This window comes from Pontibacter korlensis, assembly GCF_000973725.1.
Taxonomy (GTDB): domain Bacteria; phylum Bacteroidota; class Bacteroidia; order Cytophagales; family Hymenobacteraceae; genus Pontibacter; species Pontibacter korlensis.
On sequence record NZ_CP009621.1, the window covers coordinates 3,438,451 to 3,460,000 of the forward strand.

General features: G+C 46.5%; 22 protein-coding genes and 1 tRNA gene (1 of these 23 cut by a window edge). 15 read left to right on the forward strand and 8 right to left on the reverse strand.

From position 1 onward, the window contains the following. Nucleotides 1-85: 85 nt before the first annotated feature. The 6 genes from PKOR_RS14710 to PKOR_RS14735 all read right to left on the reverse strand — a co-directional run bounded on the left by PKOR_RS14710 (nt 86) and on the right by PKOR_RS14735 (nt 5,546). On the reverse strand, nt 86-1,084 hold the full coding sequence (locus tag PKOR_RS14710; RefSeq protein ID WP_046311710.1) for a beta-ketoacyl-ACP synthase III: 999 nt from the start codon (nt 1,082-1,084) through the stop codon (nt 86-88). 143 nt (nt 1,085-1,227) lie between these two features. Further along, nucleotides 1,228-2,169, reverse strand: a complete 942-nt coding sequence (gene plsX, locus PKOR_RS14715; RefSeq protein WP_046311711.1) for a phosphate acyltransferase PlsX — start codon at nt 2,167-2,169, stop codon at nt 1,228-1,230. A gap of 50 nt (nt 2,170-2,219) precedes the next feature. Next, nucleotides 2,220-2,417: a 50S ribosomal protein L32 gene (rpmF, locus tag PKOR_RS14720; RefSeq protein ID WP_046311713.1), complete on the reverse strand. Its 198-nt coding sequence runs from the start codon at nt 2,415-2,417 to the stop codon at nt 2,220-2,222. A gap of 50 nt (nt 2,418-2,467) precedes the next feature. Further along, entirely contained in the window at nt 2,468-3,010 is a 543-nt protein-coding gene (locus tag PKOR_RS14725; protein WP_046311716.1) for a YceD family protein, read from the reverse strand. A 73-nt stretch (nt 3,011-3,083) separates the two neighbouring features. After that, nucleotides 3,084-4,106 (reverse strand): 4-hydroxythreonine-4-phosphate dehydrogenase PdxA, encoded by a 1,023-nt coding sequence (pdxA, locus tag PKOR_RS14730; protein WP_046311718.1) that lies wholly within the window; start codon nt 4,104-4,106, stop codon nt 3,084-3,086. Between the two features lie 6 nt (nt 4,107-4,112). Continuing rightward, entirely contained in the window at nt 4,113-5,546 is a 1,434-nt protein-coding gene (locus PKOR_RS14735; RefSeq protein ID WP_046311721.1) for a leucyl aminopeptidase family protein, read from the reverse strand. A 160-nt stretch (nt 5,547-5,706) separates the two neighbouring features. Here PKOR_RS14735 and rsmA point away from each other — a divergent pair, with 160 nt between their 5' ends. Together rsmA and mgtE are read left to right on the forward strand one after the other, a co-directional pair. Then, nucleotides 5,707-6,492 (forward strand): 16S rRNA (adenine(1518)-N(6)/adenine(1519)-N(6))-dimethyltransferase RsmA, encoded by a 786-nt coding sequence (gene rsmA, locus PKOR_RS14740; RefSeq protein WP_046311723.1) that lies wholly within the window; start codon nt 5,707-5,709, stop codon nt 6,490-6,492. Between the two features lies 1 nt (nt 6,493). Beyond that, nucleotides 6,494-7,846, forward strand: coding sequence for a magnesium transporter (mgtE, locus tag PKOR_RS14745; protein ID WP_046311725.1), 1,353 nt, complete (start codon nt 6,494-6,496; stop codon nt 7,844-7,846). Nucleotides 7,847-7,870: 24 nt separating this feature from the next. On the opposite strand, the gene PKOR_RS14750 is transcribed toward mgtE, so the two are convergent. Further along, nucleotides 7,871-8,791 carry an LEA/WHy family protein gene (locus PKOR_RS14750; protein ID WP_046311726.1) on the reverse strand — a complete coding sequence of 307 codons (921 nt, stop codon included), beginning with the start codon at nt 8,789-8,791 and terminating at the stop codon, nt 7,871-7,873. Nucleotides 8,792-9,021: 230 nt separating this feature from the next. On the opposite strand from PKOR_RS14750, the gene PKOR_RS14755 reads away from it, so the two are divergent. The 3 genes from PKOR_RS14755 to PKOR_RS14765 all read left to right on the forward strand — a co-directional run bounded on the left by PKOR_RS14755 (nt 9,022) and on the right by PKOR_RS14765 (nt 11,167). After that, nucleotides 9,022-9,969: an NAD(P)-dependent oxidoreductase gene (locus PKOR_RS14755; protein WP_046311728.1), complete on the forward strand. Its 948-nt coding sequence runs from the start codon at nt 9,022-9,024 to the stop codon at nt 9,967-9,969. Between the two features lie 319 nt (nt 9,970-10,288). Beyond that, nucleotides 10,289-10,762: a transcription elongation factor GreA gene (gene greA / locus PKOR_RS14760; protein WP_046311729.1), complete on the forward strand. Its 474-nt coding sequence runs from the start codon at nt 10,289-10,291 to the stop codon at nt 10,760-10,762. 3 nt (nt 10,763-10,765) lie between these two features. Next, a complete protein-coding gene (locus PKOR_RS14765) occupies nt 10,766-11,167 on the forward strand; it encodes an HIT family protein (protein ID WP_046311731.1) in 402 nt (133 codons plus the stop codon). 633 nt (nt 11,168-11,800) lie between these two features. On the opposite strand, the gene ruvC is transcribed toward PKOR_RS14765, so the two are convergent. Then, the gene (gene ruvC / locus PKOR_RS14770; RefSeq protein WP_071843156.1) at nt 11,801-12,373 is read right to left on the reverse strand and encodes a crossover junction endodeoxyribonuclease RuvC; all 573 of its coding nucleotides are present in this window, start codon (nt 12,371-12,373) and stop codon (nt 11,801-11,803) included. Between the two features lie 25 nt (nt 12,374-12,398). On the opposite strand from ruvC, the gene PKOR_RS14775 reads away from it, so the two are divergent. From PKOR_RS14775 to lepB, 10 genes are all read left to right on the forward strand, one after another. Continuing rightward, on the forward strand, nt 12,399-13,388 hold the full coding sequence (locus tag PKOR_RS14775) for a lysylphosphatidylglycerol synthase domain-containing protein (protein WP_046311732.1): 990 nt from the start codon (nt 12,399-12,401) through the stop codon (nt 13,386-13,388). Continuing rightward, nucleotides 13,385-14,533, forward strand: coding sequence for a glycosyltransferase family 2 protein (locus tag PKOR_RS14780; RefSeq protein ID WP_046311734.1), 1,149 nt, complete (start codon nt 13,385-13,387; stop codon nt 14,531-14,533). The genes PKOR_RS14775 and PKOR_RS14780 overlap by 4 nt, the downstream gene beginning before the upstream one ends. Further along, complete coding sequence (locus PKOR_RS14785) at nt 14,514-14,771, forward strand: hypothetical protein (RefSeq protein ID WP_046311736.1); 258 nt, start codon at nt 14,514-14,516, stop codon at nt 14,769-14,771. Before PKOR_RS14780 ends, PKOR_RS14785 begins: the two co-directional genes overlap by 20 nt. A 627-nt stretch (nt 14,772-15,398) precedes the next feature. Continuing rightward, the gene (locus PKOR_RS14795; RefSeq protein WP_046311739.1) at nt 15,399-16,622 is read left to right on the forward strand and encodes a PP2C family protein-serine/threonine phosphatase; all 1,224 of its coding nucleotides are present in this window, start codon (nt 15,399-15,401) and stop codon (nt 16,620-16,622) included. A 109-nt stretch (nt 16,623-16,731) separates the two neighbouring features. Further along, entirely contained in the window at nt 16,732-17,361 is a 630-nt protein-coding gene (locus tag PKOR_RS14800) for a polysaccharide deacetylase family protein (protein ID WP_200897374.1), read from the forward strand. Then, nucleotides 17,358-18,449 (forward strand): glycosyltransferase, encoded by a 1,092-nt coding sequence (locus tag PKOR_RS14805; RefSeq protein ID WP_052738880.1) that lies wholly within the window; start codon nt 17,358-17,360, stop codon nt 18,447-18,449. The genes PKOR_RS14800 and PKOR_RS14805 overlap by 4 nt, the downstream gene beginning before the upstream one ends. A 176-nt stretch (nt 18,450-18,625) precedes the next feature. Beyond that, nucleotides 18,626-19,393, forward strand: a complete 768-nt coding sequence (locus tag PKOR_RS14810) for a TatD family hydrolase (RefSeq protein ID WP_046311740.1) — start codon at nt 18,626-18,628, stop codon at nt 19,391-19,393. Between the two features lie 2 nt (nt 19,394-19,395). Beyond that, nucleotides 19,396-20,463 carry an asparaginase gene (locus PKOR_RS14815; RefSeq protein ID WP_046311741.1) on the forward strand — a complete coding sequence of 356 codons (1,068 nt, stop codon included), beginning with the start codon at nt 19,396-19,398 and terminating at the stop codon, nt 20,461-20,463. A 63-nt stretch (nt 20,464-20,526) separates the two neighbouring features. Continuing rightward, nucleotides 20,527-20,614: transfer RNA gene (locus PKOR_RS14820), tRNA-Ser, on the forward strand. Nucleotides 20,615-20,903: 289 nt separating this feature from the next. Then, nucleotides 20,904-21,550: the 5' portion of a signal peptidase I gene (gene lepB / locus PKOR_RS14825; protein ID WP_046311743.1), read on the forward strand. The gene runs 451 nt beyond the window's last position; 647 of the gene's 1,098 nt are visible here — the first part of the coding sequence; it begins with the start codon at nt 20,904-20,906; its stop codon lies beyond the right edge, outside the window.

Genomic DNA, 21,550 nt, shown 5'->3' on the forward strand with positions numbered 1-21,550 from the left:
TCCATTTTTACATTTTACCAAAGGGCTATAAACAGCAAAGGCGACTCTTAAGAGTCGCCTTTGCTGTTTATAGAAATATATCTGATTAGTTCGGATCGTAAGCCCACTTCAGGTAAATAGAACCCCAGGTAAATCCGCCACCAAAGGCTGCTAAAATTACGTTATCACCTTTCTTCAATTGATTTTCATATTCCCACAAGCAAAGCGGAATGGTGCCGCTGGTAGTGTTACCATACTTGTGGATGTTCAGCATTACCTTGTCATTGTCTAAGCCCATCCGGTTAGCTGTAGCCTCGATAATACGTTTGTTCGCCTGATGTGGTACCAACCAGGCAACATCTTCACCTGTAAGGTTATTACGCTCCATGATCTCAGCTGACACATCTGCCATACCTTTTACAGCAAACTTGAATACCTGCTGCCCCTCCTGGAAAGCATAATGCTCACGAGCCTGAACAGTCTCGATGGTAGCTGGTTTACGGCTACCGCCTGCCTTCATGTGCAGGAACTGAGCACCAGTACCGTCTGACTTAAGTATAGAGTCCTGTATGCCCAGGCCTTCTGTGTTAGGCTCCAGCATTACGGCACCACCACCATCACCAAAGATAATGCAGGTAGCGCGGTCAGTATAATCAATGATAGAAGACATCTTATCGGCACCTACCACGATTACTTTTTTGTATTGACCAGACTCTACAAACTTAGAGCCGGTTGCCAATGCGTAAAGGAAGCCAGAGCAGGCTGCCTGCAGGTCGTAACCGAAAGCGTTAACTGCACCTACCTCAGCGGTAATCAGGTTGGCTGTGGCCGGGAAAACCATGTCAGGAGTGGTAGTAGCACAGATCAGCAGGTCTACCTCTTCAGGCTTGGTGTTGGTTTTTTTGAGCAGATCAAGCACTGCCGGTACCGCTATATGCGAGGTGCCTTTGCCTTCACCCTTCAAGATACGCCTCTCCTTGATACCTGTTCGGGTGGTAATCCACTCATCATTGGTTTCCACCATTGTCTCAAGCTCTTTGTTGGTGAGCACGTATTCAGGTACATAGCCACTTACACCTGTAATGGCGGCAGTAATCTTACTCATTAGTTAAATTGGTTAAGGTGATAAAGATTAAGGGAGGCAATTTAATAAAAAAAACTTGGCATAACCCGTTCGTTTCTTTAAAAAGAATCTTTGAACAGATTATGCCAAGTTTGATACTACTTGCGGACTAGCAGCCGCCGGAGCTATTCGCTATAGTTCTTTTGAAAGCGCTCCCAAACTTTAGATGCAATCATCTTCTGAGCTTGCATCACCATGTTAGAGATGGCTATTGGGCTTGATACACCGTGGCCAATCACCACGTTGCCGTTTACACCAAGGATAGGGCTACCACCTTCTGCTTCGTAGTTAAACTTATCAAAGAAAGGGTCTTTGATACCTTTAGAATGCAGAATATCGTACAGCGACTCAGCCATCTTCAGGATGATATTACCTGTATAGCCGTCGCATACAATCACATCAGCCTTATCGTTAAAGAGGTCGCGGCCTTCTATGTTTCCGATAAAGTTGATGCCGGTATTTGCCTTCAGGCGCTGGTGAGCAGCCTGTGTAACCGTTGTACCTTTGCCTTCTTCCTCACCGAGGTTCATCAAACCTACTTTAGGATTCTTGATGTCCAGTACATACTTGGCATAGATAGAGCCAAGCTCACCAAACTGCTCGAGAACTTCTGGCTTACATTCAGCATTAGCACCAACATCAAGTATGATGCCGTACCCACCGCTTAACTTAGGAACAAAGTTAGCGATTGGCGGCCTCAAGATACCCTCAATTGCTTTTACGCTGAACATGGCTCCAACCAGCATGGCGCCGGTGTTTCCGGCACTACAGAAAGCATCAACTTTCTGCATTTTTAGCAGGCCAAAACCTACAGCTATGCTGGAGTCGGGTTTTTGTGTCAGGGCCTTGGTTGGGTGTTCACCCATCTCAATTACCTGGCTGGCGTTAATAACTTTGATGTTATTACCCGTGTATCCATATTCTTTGAGCAGACTATTCACCACATCCTCCTTGCCAATCAGCACGATGGTTGCGCTTTCGTCTATCTCCTGAGCGGCCAGAACTGCACCTTTCACAATTGCCTCAGGTGCATAGTCACCGCCCATGGCGTCTAAAGCGATTCTCATTTACAGGGGGTGTTAAATTATACAGAACTAAAACTAAAGCAGGCTAATGCTTACTGGGCGTTCGTTGTATAATTTTTGATAGCCAGTTTGCCTTTGTGGTACAGGTCGCCATCTACCACGTAAGCATGGTGATACAAGTGTGGCGTATCTGTAGTTGGGCAAATTGCAATGGCTTTTTCAGAGAGGCCTTGGTGAGTTCTTCTCTTATCTCTTCTGGTCTTCGAAATCTTACGTTTTGGATGTGCCATTTTTAGTTAATGATTTACTTACGTTTATACTTTATACTTCTGAAATTCTTTTAGTTCAGGTTTCGGAGGGCATCCCATCGTGGGTCTGTATCATCCTCGTCGTCCTCATCCTCGTCTGCGGCAGAGTCGGTGCGGGAGCTATAGATCAGGATATCCTGCTCATTATCCACGTCGTCCTCTTCTTCCTCCACAAAACGTGGGTGCAGTTTCTTCATTGGTAGCGACAACCCGATGTAATCATACAGGTGCTGCGCAATGTTGATGGACTGCGTATTTGGCGTTATCTGCCACAGGTCATCGTCCAGCTCTGCGTTTTCCTCACCATACCTGATGCGGAACGTCGCCTGCTCATCTACCGGGTGATCAAACTCCTCCAGGCTTCTGTCGCAGGTTAAGCGTACATGACCTTTAATGTCGAAGTGGAAGGTAAGCAGCGACTCTGTCTTATCCAGCTCCACATCAGCATGAAGTTTGCCCCCAAGTATAATTTCTCCCCCAAACTCTTCAAAAAAAGCGTCGTTCAGGTCAAACTCATACTTGTGCAGCTTGTTGCTGAGCTTGGCAATGCCGATTTCGTAATCTCTTAGCTTCATCACACAAATCGACTCTTTATTGCAAGGTGCAAAATTAGAATATAATTCTGATAAATAAAATACCTTCTGCTAATTAAACCGCAGGATTTGCCTCTAACTGACGTTTACGAATAATGTCGCAGGCAAGGAACAGTGCTTCCCGGAAAGAGGTTTCATTGGCAATGTGCTTTGAGGCAATATCATAGGCTGTGCCGTGATCTGGAGAAGTGCGTACTATCGGCAAACCGGCAGTATAGTTTACGCCACTCTCAAAGGCTAACGTCTTAAACGGAATCAGCCCCTGGTCGTGGTACATAGCCAGAACAGCGTCTACCTGGCGATACTGCTGCATACCGAAGAAGCCATCGGCAGGGAAAGGACCAAACACCAGGTGACCGCGCTCTTTCATCTGCATAATAGTAGGGCGGATGATCTCCACATCTTCTGTACCTAATAAGCCCTGCTCACCAGCATGCGGGTTCAGTCCCAGCACAGCTACACGTGGTTTCAAAATGCCAAAGTCGTTGCGAAGCGACTGTAGCAGGATGGTAAGCTTACGGATAAGCAATTGCTCTGTAATTTTGCCAGGTACATCTTTGAGTGGCATGTGGCCTGTTACAGTTGCTACGCGAAGGTCACCGCTCACGAGTAGCATCAGGCTTTCAGGCGCATCAAAGTAGGAGGTAAGGAACTCAGTATGTCCCGGAAACTGAAACTCCTCCGCCTGTATGTTGTCCTTATTAATAGGTGCTGTCACCAAACCATCCAGAAAACCTGCTTTCAGGTCGCGGGAGGCAGCCAGCAAAGAGTCCAGCGATGCCTTGCCAGATTCTGGGGTTGGAGTGCCTGGAATTACCTCCAGGTCATTTTCCCAGCAGGTAATCAGGTTTACCTTGCGAGGTGCCAGTGCCTGTACAGAGTCTGTCTGCTGGTAATTGAAATGCTCTGAATGCAGTGCCTTACGCACTTTATTCAGAAGCGGCGCAGAAGCGTAGATAACCGGGGTGCAATAATTCAGAATGCGGTTATCAGATAATGCTTTTACGATAACCTCTGGACCAATGCCGTTGGTGTCGCCGATGCTAATCCCTAATTTTACTTTATACTTATTATCCATGTTTGGTTATTGGGCCAATGCGCTAAGGTAGTTGTATACTAGGCGTACGCCTGTGCCGGTAGCTTGCTTGCCACGGTAGGAGTCTTCTCCCTGTAGAAAGGCTGTGCCAGCAATGTCGAAGTGTACCCAAGGGTAGCTGGTGAACACCTCGAGGAACTTACCAGCTGTGATGGCTCCGGCATCTGCACCTCCTATATTTTTGATGTCGGCTACGTCAGACTCCAGCTGTTTCTTATACTCATCCCACAGCGGGAACTCCACAATACGCTCGTGTACGTTCTCGCCTGCCTTTTTCAGGGCTGTCATGATTTCTTCACCGGCGGTACCCATGGCTACAGAAGCCTCCTTACCAATGGCGCGCATGGCTGCTCCTGTCAGGGTAGCGAAATCCAGCACTAGTTCAGGGTTATACTTTTTGGCAAAGCAAAGTGCGTCGGCAAGTATAAGACGACCTTCTGCATCGGTGTTAAGTACCTCAACTGTCATGCCGTTAAACATCGTAATAACATCGCCTGGGGCTACCGCCTGCCCGCCTGGGCGGTTGTCGGTGGCCGGTACAAGCGCAATTACGTGCAATGGCAATTTGTTTTTGGCCACAGCATACATAGCACCTGCAACGGCAGCCGCTCCAGCCATGTCAGACTTCATAAAGTCCATGGAGTTTGGTGTAGGTTTCAGGCTGAGACCACCGGTATCATACACTACGCCCTTACCTACCAGCACGTACGGCTTACTATTTTTAGCGTTCTCCGGCTTCCACTCCATTATAGTAAAGGTAGCTGGCTCTTCGCTGCCCTGGTTCACGGCCAGCAGGCCTCCCATCTTCAGCGTCTGTATCTTTACTTCGTCGAGTACTTCAGTTTTGAAGCCTGCCTCTGCGCCCAATGCTTCCAATTCTTCGCTGAACTGGGTAGCGTTTTGGTGGCTGTGCGGCTCGTTTACTAGGTCGCGGGTTTTTAGTACTGCCTCCAGTACATTCGCTAATTCCTGCACCTGCGCCTCTGTTACCTGCTCATCGGCAATGGTTACAGTCTGCAGTGAGCTTGGCTTTGCATCTTTAGTTTTATGCTTCAGGTATGTGTAGTTGCTCAGGTAAATACCCTCTGCCAAGTATAAACTGGCTTTAGTAGCTGTTTTATCAAGTATAGAGATGCCTTCTACCTTATCAGATTTTAGCTGCTTTAGCAAAGCATGGCCAGCCTGGCGGATTGCCTCGTTGCGGGCACTCTCGGTTTTGGACTCCGGCGCCACTACTACATATACGTGGTGCGTGTAGCGGTTCAGGTTAATCAGTTTAGCCTCCCGGTCTACTTGCTGCTGCACATATTGTTGTTCCTCTGGCTGCAGCTCAGAAAGCTGCGCCACGCTGCCTGCATTCACAATAAGTGCGAAATCGGCATTTTTCGCTAAGCTTGTATCGTATTTAAGTTGTGTTGGCATCTGTCGTTTGTATCTTTGGTGCTGCAATATAGTAAGTATAATACGTAATGTGAAAAACGGTACCTGCGGCTGCAGTTTACCGCTAGCACATACAATTAAGGTATAACGGGTTTGGGCTGAAAAGTATACTTTACGGCCGCAAAACCATAAGCAACACAACGTGAGCAACGTAAGACCCAAGAAGCACCTGGGCCAGCACTTCCTGGTAGACCAGAATATAGCGAAGAAGATAGTAGAGCAGCTGACGCTGCCCGGAAACGTGCAGGATGTGCTGGAGATTGGCCCTGGCATGGGAGTGCTCACCAAATACCTCTTGCAGCACCAAGAATACCGCACCACCGTGGTAGATATAGACAGGGAGTCGATTGCTTACCTGCAACAGCATTTCCCGGAGCTGGGAGATCGTATTATCTCAGCTGACTTTCTGAAGACCGATCTGAGTACACTTTTCCCCGGCCGTTTCGCCATCATTGGAAACTTTCCTTACAACATATCGAGCCAGATTTTTTTTAAAGTACTGGAACACCGCGATGTGGTGCCAGAGGTGGTTTGTATGATTCAGAAGGAGGTAGCCGAGCGATTGGCTTCGCCTCCAGGTTCTAAGGCCTATGGTATTTTAAGTGTGCTGCTGCAGGCCTTTTATACTATAGACTATAAGTTCACGGTGCACGAGCATGTGTTTAACCCGCCTCCCAAAGTAAAATCTGCAGTAATTGGCCTTGTGCGTAACCAGGTAGAGCGGCTGGAATGCGATGAGAAGCTGTTTCATCAGGTGGTGAAACTAAGCTTTGGTACCCGACGCAAAACCCTTAGAAACTCCCTCCGGACTTACAACCTGCCTCCTGAAGTACAGGCACTTCCTGTATTTGATAAGCGGGCTGAGCAGCTTTCGGTGCAGGACTTCGTAGAATTGACACAACTAGTAGAGCAGAACATAAAGCAATAGTATGCAGGTAGAGATTACACGTGAGTATATTGAGCAGGTAGAGGCAGCCATTGAACGCAAGGACCGGGAGTTTATCCTGAGTACCATGGACGAGATGCACCCCGCCGACATCATCACGGTGCTCTACGAACTGGATTCCAACGAGTCGCGCTATGTACTGGAGCTGCTGCCTTCTGAGGTAGGGGCAGAAATTCTGAGCGACCTGGACGATGATATTCGGAGTGAGTTCCTCAGCAATTTTACGAGCGAGGAGATAGCGCGCTACATCAACCTGATGCACTCTGATGATGCGGTGGATATCCTGAACGAGCAGTCGGTGCAGACGCGGGAAGAGGTAATTGCTCATATCGATAGTGATGAGAAAGTTGCTGCCATTCTGGACCTGCTGCACTATGAGGAGGACTGCGCCGGTGGTTTGATGGCAAAGGAGCTCATTAAGGTAAACCTGAACTGGCGTGTGCGGCAATGTATTGAGGAAGTAAGGCGGCAGGCAGAGCGTGTAGCCCGTATTTATACGGTGTATGTGGTAGATGACCGTGATAAGCTGCTCGGCCGTGTCAGTGTGAAGCGCCTGTTGCTCTCTAAAGACGACACACAGGTAAAGGATATTTACAGTGAGGACGTGATCTCGATTGAGTCTTACAAAGATGAGAGTGAGGTGGTGAGCGTCATGCAGCGTTATGACCTGGAAGCTATACCTGTAGTAAACATACAGGGGCGTTTGTTGGGGCGTATTACTATTGATGACGTGGTAGACGTAATGCAGGAGCAAGCTGAATTAAGCCGACAGCTCATGACCGGTATCTCGGAGAGCGTTGAGGAAGATGACAGCGTGCTGCGCATTTCCCGCGCCCGTTTGCCGTGGCTTATTATCGGTATGGTGGGTGGTCTGCTGGCTGCCCAGTTCATGGGCTTCTATGAGAACGACATTGCCTTGCTGCCTGCTGTAGCACTGTTTGTGCCGCTCATAACAGCAACGGGCGGTAACGTGGGTATACAGTCGTCTTCTATCATTATCCAGACACTTTCCTCTAACGAGGTAATTTTCGATAACATTGCCCAGCGTTTAATGAAGGTGTTGCTGGTAGCCCTGGTAAATGCACTCATCATTTCTGTACTTGTTTTTTCCTTCACGCTTCTGTTCCGCCACGACTTTACCTTATCTATGGTGGTATCGGTGGCGTTGTTTTCAGTCGTGATGCTGGCTTCCCTGATGGGTACTGTCACACCTATGATATTAGACAAGTTTGGAATCAACCCTGCCGTGGCTGCAGGCCCTTTTATTACCACAGCCAACGACTTACTAGGGCTTACCATTTACTTTGGTATAGCGCATATGCTCTACAACTTATAAATACAGAGCAGCAGGCGGGTCAGATCACTCTTCCTGCTGCTCTTCTTTCTTTTCTTTTTCCTCCTTCATGTTTTTTACCTGCTTCACTATATCAACAGTGCCTGTTTTAGTGGAATTGATCTCGACGGTTCCGACCACTTCGCTGCGAGGTTCTATCACCATATAGCTCTTCATGGTATAAGGCCATTCCGTATCACCCGTGATCACATCAAAAGCTGCTTTTAAAGGTTTCTTCGTGTCCGAAAGTACCGGCATCTGTATTTCGGTTACGTCATGAGCCTTGATAAACTTTGTTTCTTGGGTGTTGCCTACAGAGGTCATGTAATCTTTTAGTTGCAAGTCCATTTTCATGTCCTTTATGTCAAAGGCAAACTCATTAGGGTTGTCAATCTTCATGGTCATGATCATCCCCATGCTGTCTAACCCAAAATCCTGCACTTTTATTCCTGTTACCTCCATACCTGGTAGGGCCGGTATCACCATGTCCAGTTCTTCATTAATATCAAACTCCTGCCGGCCAAAAAGGGGAACATCTGCAAAGGCTTTAATATGTGCCTGTACAGGAGCATCTTCCTTCACCTGTCGGCGTACCAGTTCCCTTGTAGTATTATGGTTCATGCTCACGGGAATTGTCAGGGTTTGTGTTCTGCCTTTCTTGGAGTCCTTGTCAAAGCCTTTCTGGCCTTTCGATACACTTGTGCCATAAAGCTGCATATCGTAGGCAAGGCTATCAATAAAAACAGAAACCAGTTTAGAGGATACATCCAACTGCACCTGTATTGTGGCTCTTTCTTCTTCTATGCGTGCGTCTGTAATGCGCATGTTGTCTATGGTCGGCGCGAGATATGAGATTAATTTTTCGCGGGGCACCAGCAGAAAGCTTAGTACAGCTAATAGTATAAAGACGCCAACAAGTATGGCAACAACTGAGAGAGCTCGTTTCATAGGTAAAGTATAAAAGTTCTGAACTGCAAGTATCAGGTATAGGCTAGTAACCTGCTACTTTTAATTAAGTACGTTAGGTTTTCTGGCTTTAGCCCTTGAGGACCAGTAATCTGTGGCAGGTGGTTCGACTCGGTGGTAAAGAGAGCAAAAATGGTAGTTTGCCATCCTCGCTGATAGACTATACTTTTACACTACTTTATAAACTAAACTAATCGCATACCAATCGTTCCATGTCAGCCCGAATACTAATCATTGATGAGCTACACCCAAGCATGTTTCCGATGCTGCAAAGCATTGGGGTGGAAGCTATATATAAGCCGGAAATAAAGCCCGTAGACGTGAGGGAAGCTTTGGCAGGCATGGATGGACTGATTGTGCGTTCAAAAATGCGTATCACGGCTGATGTTGTTGCCGAAGCAGCTAATCTGAAGTTTGTGGCCAGGGCTGGAGCAGGCTTAGACAACATTGAGGTGGAAAAGCTGGAACAGATGGGGATACATGTGCTGGGAGCTAATGAGGGAAATAGTCAGGCTGTAGGTGAGTTCACTTTAGGGTTATTGCTATCTCTGATGCGTAATATACCCCGAAGCAACAGCGAGGTAGCGCAAAAAGTATGGCTGCGTGAAGAGAACCGAGGAGAGGAGATTAGTGGTAGAACCATTGGTATCATTGGTTTCGGGAACATGGGGCAAAGCTTTGCCCGTGTACTTACCGGGTTTGGCTGCCGTATGCTGGCATACGACCGCTTTGCACCAGAAAAAATCAACCTGCCGGTAGAGCGTGTGCCCCTGGAGCAGATACAGGAAGAGGCTGATGTTATAAGCCTGCATATCCCTTACATTAAAGAGAACCTGCACTTTGCAAATGATTCATTTTTTAGGAGCTTCAGTAAGTCTATCTGGTTTCTAAATACATCGCGCGGCGATGTGGTGGACCAGCAAGCATTAGTAAACCATTTGAAAGCAGGAAGTGTAAAAGGCGCAGCGCTGGATGTGCTGGAGAATGAGAAACTGCATACATTAACGGAGCAGCAACAACAGGAATTTGAGTTTTTGGCATCGGCTCCTAATGTTATCCTGACACCGCATATTGCCGGCTGGACACATGAGTCGTATGTTAAGATTAATGAGGTGCTGGTGCAGAAGATACAGCGGCTTTTGGAGAAGCGTAACGGCTGAAATTTACTGCTTTTGATTACTATTCCTGTGCCTTTTTTACCCGTTTTTTGGGCCCTGACGTAGGAAATAGGAGAGAAAATAAATTAGGCAGCGTGTCATAAATATTTTTATCTTTGCCTAGAACAGGCGCTATGGGGGAGGAGCTTCCAGGCGTACAGAATTGCAAAAAGTCAGGCTTATGCTAAACTTGGTGGTACAGGTATATTGGCCACCGCACTGGAAAAGAATTAAATAATTTTACATATTTGGCAAAAAGAACGGTTATGCAGGCCATAACCGTTCTTTTTGTTTTTGTGTTTTAAAACGTGAAAACCAAACCATGAGCAAGATTAATTATTACACTGCTGAAGGGCTGCAAAAGCTTAAGGACGAGTTAGCAGAGCTCAAAACGAAAGGCCGTGCTGAGGTAGCACGTCAATTAGCTGAAGCACGCGACAAAGGAGACCTTAGTGAGAACGCTGAGTATGATGCAGCCAAAGATGCCCAAGGCCATCTGGAATTAAAAATTGCCAAACTAGAGGAGGTTGTAGGCAATGCCCGCCTGATTGATGAGTCTAACCTGGATTCTAGTAAGGCCCTCATCCTGTCGAAGGTGAAGATCAAGAACCTGAAAAACAACATGGTCGTTGACTATACATTAGTTGCCGAGGAAGAGGCGGATCTGGCCTCTGGCAAAATCTCTGTAAAGTCGCCGATTGGTAAAGGCCTTTTAGGTAAGTCTGTAGGCGATGTGGCCGAGATTACGGTACCAGCAGGTAAAATTGAATTCAAGATTTTAGAAATCAGCCGATAAACTATGGAACCTTCGATATTCACAAAGATTGTAAACGGAGAAATACCTGCTTATAAAATAGCAGAGGATGATCGTTACCTGGCCTTTCTGGATGTATTCCCTACAACCAAAGGTCATACTCTTGTAATACCGAAGCAACAGATTGACTATATTTTCGACCTCGACGACGAACTATACCTGGGCTTGATGGCCTTTGCCAAGAAGGTAGCTGCAGCTGTAGAAAAAGCCGTTCCTTGTAAGCGCATTGGTGTGGCAGTAGTCGGCATCGAAGTGCCCCACGCACACGTGCACCTTATTCCGCTCAACAGTATGCAGGACATGAATTTTGCCAACAAGCAGAAGTTCAGTAAAGAAGAGTTTGAAGAAGTAGCTGAAAAAATTAGAGAGGCCTATAACGCTTCTTAACATACATTTGGAATAATATAGGGAGCCGGTGCCAAAAGCGCCGGCTTTTTTGTGTACTGGTGATTTGACAGAGTTTAGTGTAGGATAGCACTCAAATACTTTTGGCCCTACATTGTCTAAGAAAGTAAGCCCGTAACTGACATTTCTGAAGTATGAGTGCTGTTGCATTGGTTAATTAGGTGAACCCACCCCTGACCTCCAGGGAGGGGGATTTTCGGGAAGATGCTTACACCCCTGAGACCTCCGGTCGCAAGTTTCGACTCTCGTCCCACTTGTCCTCAAGGAGACAGTTGCAGAAAGCAGTGGCTATTAAATTGATCCCAGTCCTTGGGCTGGGCGCCTTGTGAGATCTAAGGGTATGCTGAGCGTTAGCAAGGCAAGGAGGGAACACAGCGCGATGCCTAAGGACGAGGCCTCCCAGCCTTGAGGGTACCAAATTTAGAAGTGAAACAATGAAAGCTGTTAAGCCCAGGATGAACAGAATTTAGAAAAAACAGCTTACTTGAGGCTAAAGAGAGCGCAGCTACGGAAGTATAAAACAGGTTATAGCTCTATCAGCTACTTAAGTAATACGCTATAAAAGGGGAAGTACAAAAGTAAGATAACTTGAGTAAGTCAGGAAATAATAGATAACTACTTACTCGCTAATCTATCCGGATTATCCGTTAGAAAACTCTTCCAGGACTTACCGCCCTGCTTGGCATTATTACCTTTTTGGTAGTGGTGGCAAAGCGCCACACCAAGCGCATCTGTAGCATCCAGTAGTTTGGGAACCTCCTGTATTTTCAGGATCTGCATCAGCATACTTGCCACCTGCTCTTTAGAAGCGTTACCGTTTCCGGTGATAGACTGTTTTATCTTTTTGGGGGCATACTCTACATAAGGGATGTCGCGAGATAGTGCGGCAGCTATGGCCACGCCCTGTGCACGCCCTAGTTTAAGCATACTCTGCACATTGGTGCCGTAGAAAGGAGACTCGATAGCCAGCTCGTCGGGGAGGTACTCATCGATAAGCTGTATCATGCGGTCAAAAATTTTCTTTAACTTGATGGCGTGGTTACTGTAACTCTTAAGGTGAATAACACCAAACTGCAGCACCTGCACCTTCGAGCCAGTTACTTCGATAAGGCCGTAGCCCATAACTTGTGTGCCGGGGTCGATGCCAAGAATAAGTTTATTAGGTGGAAGTGCAGAAGAGTAAGCCATAGGGGTGCAAAAATAAGACATTATCTTGAACATCAATCTTCATAAAAGATTCCTTTTATTGCTGGGTAAGGCATTGGTAGTGGGATTAACACTGTTTCTGCTTTATCAGGCTGTTTTTACTGCACCTGATACCCTGCTGAGTTGGGGCGAGATTCTACGTCAGGCCACGCAAAGTGAGTTGAGATACCTCTTGTTAATAGCAGCCATACTTATACCTGTAAACTGGGGCTTTGAAGCCCGTAAGTGGCAGCTGCTGGGGCAAAAGCTGGAGAAAATATCTTTTCTGAGAGCATACCGAGCCGTAATGGTTGGCCTCACCTTGGGCTTCATCACTCCAAACCGCCTTGGCGACTATGCGGGACGTGTGCTCGAGCTTAAAAGTCAGCAACGTCTGGAGGCAATCGGAGCCATTTTTATTGGCAGGTTCTGCCAGTTAGTAGCCACAGTACTGGCAGGCTCAGGCGGATTGCTGTACTTTATACTAATCTTTGGCTGGCCGGTATACCCTGCAGTGTCGCTAAGCCTGTTTGTGCTACTTCTGGGTGTTTGCGTAGCCATGTTGCTGCTGCTTTACAATGCAAGGGCAATGGTAGCTGTGGTAGCAGCTATCCCGCTGCTGCGCTCTTTTGTGCCCTATGTATCCATCATGAGCACTTATACATCCAGGGAGGTGACAAAGCTGCTGTGGCTGTCCTTGGGGCGCTATACGGTTTTCCTGGTACAGTTCGTTTTGCTGCTTATACTTTTCAATATTGAGCTAAACCCGTTGCAGTATCTAAGCGGAGTGTCAGGTACCTTTTTTCTGAAATCAGTTGTGCCCTCAGTAAGCCTACTCTCTGACTTGGGGGTGCGGGAGCTGTCAGCCATGTACCTGTTCAGCCTGCTTGGGCAGGCGCGGTTACAGGTGCTAAGTGCAAGCCTGAGTCTGTGGTTGCTGAATATTGCCGTGCCAAGTGCTATAGGACTTTTCTTTGTTCTTCGCTTGCGGTTAGCCAGGAAAGGAGTAGCAGTATGAGCTGGCTTCTGCTTGCTTCCTTAGTTTCCTATACTTGGATTATTTTGAGGCGTTGGAGAGCGTGGGATAAAATGCCTGCCAGTGTAACTCCTGCTAGTTTCCAGGCTTCTACTCGGCTTACCGTTATCATTCCGGTTCGGAATGAAGCGGAGAACATACTCGACCTGTTGCAGGACCTTGACCGCCAGAATTACCCTTCAGAGCTTATAGAGGTGCTCATAATAGATGATCATTCTACTGATAATACCTCCAGTGTTGTTGATAGCTTCTGTGCAGTATCAGTACTGCAAATCAAGTGTCTTGAGCTGAGTGACTATGTTAACCATGGCGGGAAGAAAGCAGCTGTTCAGTTAGGGGTAGAGCAGGCACAGGGGGAACTGCTGGTGTTTACAGATGGCGACTGCAGAGTAGGGGAGGAGTGGCTCCGCAGCTATGCTTTTCTATATGAAACCGAGCAGCCATACTTTATCAGTGGACCTGTTTGCTTCCATCAAACCAACACTCTTTTCGAACGTATGCAACTCATAGAATTCGCCAGCCTGATAGGCATAGGCGGAGCCTCCATTGCTCTAGGTAAACCCAACATGTGTAATGGTGCCAACCTTGCCTACAGGAGAGACGCTTTTGAACTGGTGGGAGGCTTTGCTGGTAATGAACATATTGCCAGCGGCGACGATGAATTCCTCTTGCACAAGGTGCATACATCCTTTCCTCAGCAGGTTAAATTTCTAAAAAATCCTAAAGCTATAGTTTATACTAAGGCACGTAAAGATCTCATTTCCTTTCTTCAGCAGCGGGTAAGATGGGCCAGTAAGTGGAAATCTTATCAAAGCCTGCAAGTGCAACTTATCGCACTAATTGTTTTCGCCGTGAATCTGCTGCTTTTCCTGGCTATACCGCTCGCGTATTGGAGTACTATACCCTTCGAGGCCGTTTTAGGAGCTTATTTTACCAAATTTGCTGTTGATTTCTTATTTTTAAGTAGGATTACAAGCTTCCTGCAGGTGCGTAGTTACCTTTGGTATATGCTGCCCCTACAGTTCGTTTACATCCCATATGTAATTTTAACAGCTGTTTTAGGCCTGTTTGGGCGCTACAGCTGGAAAGGCCGAACTATCAGAACCTATGAGCGACAACGAGTTTGACATTCTGGATGAGCTGTATTTCGTAACAGCATACCCTGATCTTAAGAGTACTCTTTCTTTAACTGATGATGAACTTTGTGCTGCTTTACAGTATCTTATAAAGCAGGGTTATGTTAAAATACATTATCCAGACCGGGATACAGAGCATGAATTTGATGAAGATGTGTTTGGGAAGCAGTGCCATGCGTATTTTTTCCTGGCTACCAAGGCCGGTTTGATTGTACACAACTCCATTTAGAAGCATGTTCCAGCTTATTTGCTGCAGTTTTCTCCTTCCAGCCGTGGAAAGGTTTCCTTAACAGGAGATGTTTGGGGTAGAAAGTCTTTAACAGCCTTCCGGTTTATTTTAAGTTTTTCTCTTGATATTTGACTATATATATTGATTTACATGTAGTTATTGGTGGTTTGCCAGCTTTTTCCCCTACAACAAGGTTATTTAAGTTGTAATGGTTGTAACAGACCTCAGGTCCTGAGCATCCTGATAAAAGCAGACTCAAATCCAGAGATGATTTTGCAGGTTCTTAGCTTCGGACAAAACAAATATGCGCTACAATCATTATTAGTTCTAGCAAATAAAGACAGCATCTGCAGTGTCTGCTCCCAACAAGGATAGCCCAAAAGCGTATCTGTCATAGCTAACCGCAAGTCTTTTGCCTTTAGCTCACCACAGATTAGAAGCTGCTGTGGGATAGCGGCAGGAGTGTTAGGCCTAGGCGCTGCCATAAGAAGGTTTTCAGTCTTTTTGGTGTCAAGGCTGAGCTTTTTTTAGTATGTTTGCTTAAAACGTCACCCTATTGGTGCAGTTCTTTTGCCTTTATTTGGTAGAAGGCCTGCGCAGTGATTACGATTTTAATCCTGATTTCGAATGTCTGAAATATCTGTACCAAACCCACAGCAGGAGCTTAACCTGAAGAAGCTGGAGTTGTCGGCGTTGTTGGAAATCACGCAGGCGATAAACGCAAACTTTCCAGAGGGGGCGTTGTACAAAATTTACCGGTTTACTCTACTGGCTCAGTTACAGATCCAGCGCCTTACGTTGTATGTACGTGACGAAAATTGGCACTGTAAGGTATGCGCCGGTACTGATCAGGACTTCACAAAAGTGCCCCTCCCGGACGAAATGTTACAGGTAAAAGAGATTACTAAAATTTCGAAATTGCCTGTTGAGAGGAAGTGGCGCTGCTTTGATACAGTTATTCCGATTTTGCACAATGGCAAGGTGCTGGCTTTCGTGCTGATCGGTAAGATTGAGAAGTATTCGAGCAATCTGGATGCCCTCAACTTTATCCAGACAATTAGTAATATAATGTTGGTGGCGATAGAAAACCACCGGATGGCTCGGCAGCGTTTGGCGCAGGAGTCTATTCGCCGTGAGATTGAAATTGCCCGTGAGGTACAGTCTATGCTCTTCCCAAAGAGCCTGCCTAACGACAGGGACGTTGCTATACATGCCAGCTATATTCCACACTCTTCTATAGGTGGCGACTATTACGATTTTATTGAAATTGACGCCGACCAGTTTTTGTTCTGTGTGGCCGATGTATCAGGTAAAGGAGTGCCGGCCTCTTTGCTGATGTCTAACTTTCAGGCGGGGCTTCGAACCATACTGCGGCAGAATTCAGATTTAAGCACAGTGGTATCAGAGCTAAATAACCTGATCTACCGCAATGCGATAGCTGAGAAGTTCATCACTACCTTTGTAGCCATCTATAACCGTAGTACCCGCGAGCTTTGCTATGTAAACGCCGGGCATAATGCTCCAATCCTATTATACGAAGACAATTCACATATGCTCCTGAACGAAGGGTGTACTATGTTGGGTGTTTTTGATGTGCTGCCTTTCATGAATGTAGGCAAGGTGCATGTACCTGAAAAGTCTGTTGTGCTGTGCTACACAGATGGCCTTACAGAGGTATTTGATGCAAATGAGGCAGAGTTCGGTGTCGAGGGTACCATCAACTTTTTAAGACGCAATCGCTTCCTAAGCTCTAAGATGTTGCACTTGCAGCTGCTTCGCGAGATTAACCTTTACAACGAAGAGGCTACCTTCAACGACGATATTACTCTGCTTTCGTGCCGTTTTAAATAAGCCTATAGTATAGCAGCTCACTTCTGCATTTATAGTTTAAGGTGAGGTGCCTGATAAAAGTGCCTCTTTCTTCAGCAGCTCTTACACTTAACCATCAACAATAAACTCCTTGGTTCGCCTCTACAAAACACCCTGGCTTCTGAAGAAGCTGATGCCCGGTTATACCTGGCACCGCGAGGTGCAGGGGAAGGTGCTTTACCTTACGTTTGATGATGGTCCTATACCAGAAATTACTCCCTGGGTGCTGGAGCAGTTAGCAGAGTATAAGGCTAAGGCTACCTTCTTCTGTGTAGGCGAGAATGTAGCAAAGCACCAAGAGGTAGCTCAAGCCGTGCTGGCTCAAGGGCATTTACTGGCAAACCATACTTACAACCATCTGAAGGGATGGCAGACCTCACTGCCGCAATATGTAGCCAATACAGCCAAGTGCCAGGAGGAGCTTGAAAAGCTACAGCCGAGTGCTCCCAAATTGTTTCGCCCGCCTTATGGTCGCATATCCGGCAAACAGGGGCAGGCGCTACGTCAAACCTATGAGCTTATTATGTGGGATGTGCTTACCAACGACTATGATCAGTCCTTAGCTCCTGAGGTTTGCCTCCAACAAAGTATAAAAAGTACCCAAGGCGGTAGTATCATCGTATTCCACGACAGCCTGAAAGCACAACGCAATATGATGCATGCCCTGCCGCGCTATCTTGAACATTTCACCCGGTTAGGCTATACTTTCGAGACCCTATGATCGTATCTGTAGCCTACTTTATACTCTACTTTTCTCTTTTTATAGCTCTGATGGCCTTGCTGGTGTTTAACCGCAAGCCTTATACTTTAAAGTTGGGCTATCAGCCAAGGGTAAGTATACTTATAGCTGCCCGAAACGAGGAGCACACCATACTTCGGTGTCTTCAGGCCATAGAAGCGCTGGATTACCCTAAGGATAAACTCGAGGTTTTGATTGGCGATGATGCCTCCACGGACACAACCCGAGTTGTTGTGGATGCCTATATCCAGGACAAACCTCAATATACCTGCATCACCATTACCCACACTTTGGGTAAGGCCAAGGGCAAAGCTAACGTGTTAGCACACCTAGCTAAGTTAGCCACAACAGACTTCTACTTTTATACCGATGCTGATATAGCTGTGCCCCCGGGGTGGATAAAAGCCATGTTATCCGAAATGAGAGAAGATGTGGGTGTAGTAACCGGTATCACCACAATAGAGGGCAACGGTTTTTTTGCCAAGTTGCAGGCTATGGATTGGCTTTATGCCCTTGGCTTAATGCAGGTGGTATCGGACCTGGGGCTGCGGGTAACTACTATGGGTAACAACATGCTGCTGCGCCGGCAGGCCTATGAACAGGTTGGCGGTTTTGAGGGGATAGATTTTTCTATAACCGAAGACATCGCTATTTTCAATCAGGTACTGAAGCGAGGATGGGGGTTTCGGAACATTTATAACAAGTATGTGCTGGCACTCTCTACTCCAGCCGCTACCCTTTCTGCTTATTTGCAACAGCGCAGGCGCTGGATGCGTGGTTCCATGCATTTGCCGCTTTACATGGCTATCATATTTATACTACACTCGGCATACTACCCGGTACTGCTGCCTTTCTTTGCCTACACCTCTGTAGGTATCATGCTTGCCATTTTTACTTTCAAACTACTGCTGCAAAGCGTGTACCTGCATATTTGTATGCGCCGGGTAGGCCATAGCGCCTCCTGGTGGATGTACATTTGCTTTGAGCTGTATATGGTGGTCTCTTCTGTTATTCTCATCATCTACTTCTTTTTACCTGTTAAGACACAGTGGAAGGGCAGAAAGTATTAGATCTTGTTGTGTTTAGAAGTTAGAGGTTTAGGAGATGTATCGATTTGATCCTTCTAATTCTGTAAATCATGGTTTGGCAACTCATCGCCCATCAAGTATAAATTCCCTAACTTGCGGCTCCAAAACAGAAGTAGCAATACATTGGTTATTGACCAGTGTTAAACAATAGCTGATACATGAATTTAATTGATTCCCACGCGCACATTTATTCTGAAAAGTTCAACGCTGACAGGGCAGAGGCAGTGGAGCGTTCTACGCAGGAAGGGGTAACTAAGATCTATATGCCCAACATCGACCACACTTCCATTGATGCTATGCTGGAAGCGGAGGAGAAGTATCCGGATGTATGTATTCCTATGATGGGACTTCACCCTACTTCGGTAGATAAAGATTTTGAGCGTGAGCTTTACGTGGTAGAGGAGTGGCTAAATAAAAGATCTTTCGCCGCAGTGGGGGAGTGCGGCATCGACCTGTACTGGGATAAAACCTTTTTGCCACAGCAGCAGGAGGCCCTGAAGGTGCAGGTAGAACTGGCAAAGAAGCACCAGTTGCCCCTGGTGCTGCATACCCGCGATTCTTTCGATGAGGCTTATGAAATAGTCTCGGCTGCTCAGGACGGTACCCTAAAAGGTATCTTTCATTGCTTTAGCGGAACAGTAGAAGAGGCAGAGAAAGTGAAAGAGTTGGGATTTCTGATGGGTATTGGCGGAGTAGCCACTTTCAGGAATGGTGGCCTCGACAAAGTGTTGCCGCACGTGCAGTTAGAGGACCTGGTGCTGGAAACAGACTGTCCTTACCTGGCGCCTATGCCTCATCGTGGTAAGCGTAACGAACCGGTTTACTTGCCGCTTATAGCGCAACGTGTAGCTGATCTGCTGAATAAACCTATTGAAGAGGTTGCAGAGAAAACAACTGCCAACGCCCTTAACCTCTTTAAACTGTAGCCATGGAAATAGTAAAAATTGATATAGATACTGCTGCACCTGATAATCCGGAGGCTTCCATACTTATTATTTATACTGGTGGTACGATAGGGATGGTATTCGATGATGAGCACAAGCACCTGGTGCCGTTTAATTTCAGCCAAATCATACAGAAGGTTCCTGAGCTAAGGCAGTTCAACTTCCTGCTTACCGTGGTAAGTGTAGAACCGGCCATAGATTCGTCTAACGTAACGATTGCAGACTGGCACATTATGGCCCGCCTGATAGAGGAGAACTATAGTAACTACGATGGCTTTGTAATCCTGCATGGCACCGATACAATGGCCTACAGCGCATCTGCCTTAAGCTATATGCTGGAGAACCTGCAAAAGCCTGTGATCTTTACCGGAGCGCAGGTTCCTATAGGTAGAGTGCGTACCGATGCCCGCGAAAACCTTATATCGGCACTCCAGATTGCGGCTACCAAGGTAGATGGCAGAAGTGCGGTGCCTGAAGTATGTGTATACTTTCACAATCTCTTACTGCGCGGAAACAGAGCCAAGAAGGTTGAAAGCAGCCAGTACAGCGCCTTTAAGTCAGAGAACTACCCATCGCTTGCTAAGGCCGGTGTAAACATAGACTACTTTTGGGGAGCTATAGCAGACCATAGCGAGCAACCTTTCCGGGTGCATTACCAGATGAACGATCGCGTGGCTATTCTCAAACTCTTCCCGGGCATTACCCCAACAGTGGTGCGCAGTATAGTTGAGGCTCCGGGTTTAAGAGGTCTGGTGCTGGAAACTTTTGGCGCTGGTAACGCCCCAACCGCACCTTGGTTACTGGATCTGCTCAGAGAAGCCGTGCAAAGAGACATTCTGATAGTAAATGTTTCGCAATGCGATGAAGGAATGGTACGCCAGGGGCACTATGAAACAAGCAGATACCTGCTGGAGATGGGTGTGATTGGCGGTGCGGACATTACCACAGAAGCTGCTATCACTAAACTGATGTATGTACTGGGCCAGGGGCTGGAGTACAGCAAAAGTGCGAAGTTGCTGGAGCAAAACCTGCGCGGCGAGATAAGCCTTTAAAAGTATAGGGGAACATATATTTGCAGATGTGCTGCCCGTTGCCGTATATTTGCATCACCATTTAGAGAGTTGTCCGAGTGGTCGAAGGAGCACGCCTGGAAAGTGTGTATACCCCAAAAGGGTATCGAGGGTTCGAATCCCTCACTCTCTGCAATAAGATACAAAAGATCAAAAAGCCTGTAAGTGTAAACTTACAGGCTTTTTTGTTTTGGCTGCCTTAAGAAGTGAGGCTTCTCGTGTCGGCATAGCCCCCCTGTCGCTTATAACTACTATCATCAGGTTGTTGCTGCATTTTAAAACTGTGAGGGTTTTTGCTATATTAGATTAGCTAGATATAAATAGGCAGTAGTGTAGTAGAGATACAGATGCAGATAAGTGTAGCTTATTAACTAATCCTTAATTTATATGCCCTGCTTCTACCTTACAAAGGACTAACTGAGATGAAAACAACACTTAAAGAAGTAAACCCTGAGCAGAAAGAGCTCAAGAAGAAAAGCTTTCTACGTGAATGGCTAGATGCCATTCTTTTTGCTGTGGTTGCGGCGAGCTTAATCCGATGGGTAGGCTTTGAAGCTTATACCATTCCAACATCTTCTATGGAGAAGAGTCTTTTAGTAGGGGACTTCCTTTTTGTAAGTAAACTTCATTATGGTCCAAGAACACCTGTTACACCACTTCAGGTGCCACTTACGCATCAGACAGTATGGGGAACAAGTATAAAATCGTATTCTGATGCCATTCAACTACCTTCTTTTCGTTTACCAGGATTCTCCGAAATAAAGAATGGAGATGTAGTTGTGTTCAATGTGCCCACAGAAGAGCAGCACCCATCAGACCTTCGCACCAACTACATTAAAAGATGCATAGGTGTTGCAGGCGATACCGTCATGATACAAGACAGGCAGGTTTATATCAACGGGAAAGTTTTTACTACGCCAGATAAGGTTCAGTATAAGTATTTAGTGGTGCCTGAACAGCAGCTAAGTCAGAAGTTCTTTCGGGATAGGAATATACGTGTGGAGGAAGTAGGGCTGGTTGATAAAGGGTATGTTATGGATATAACCCCAGAAGAGGCTAAACAGCTAAG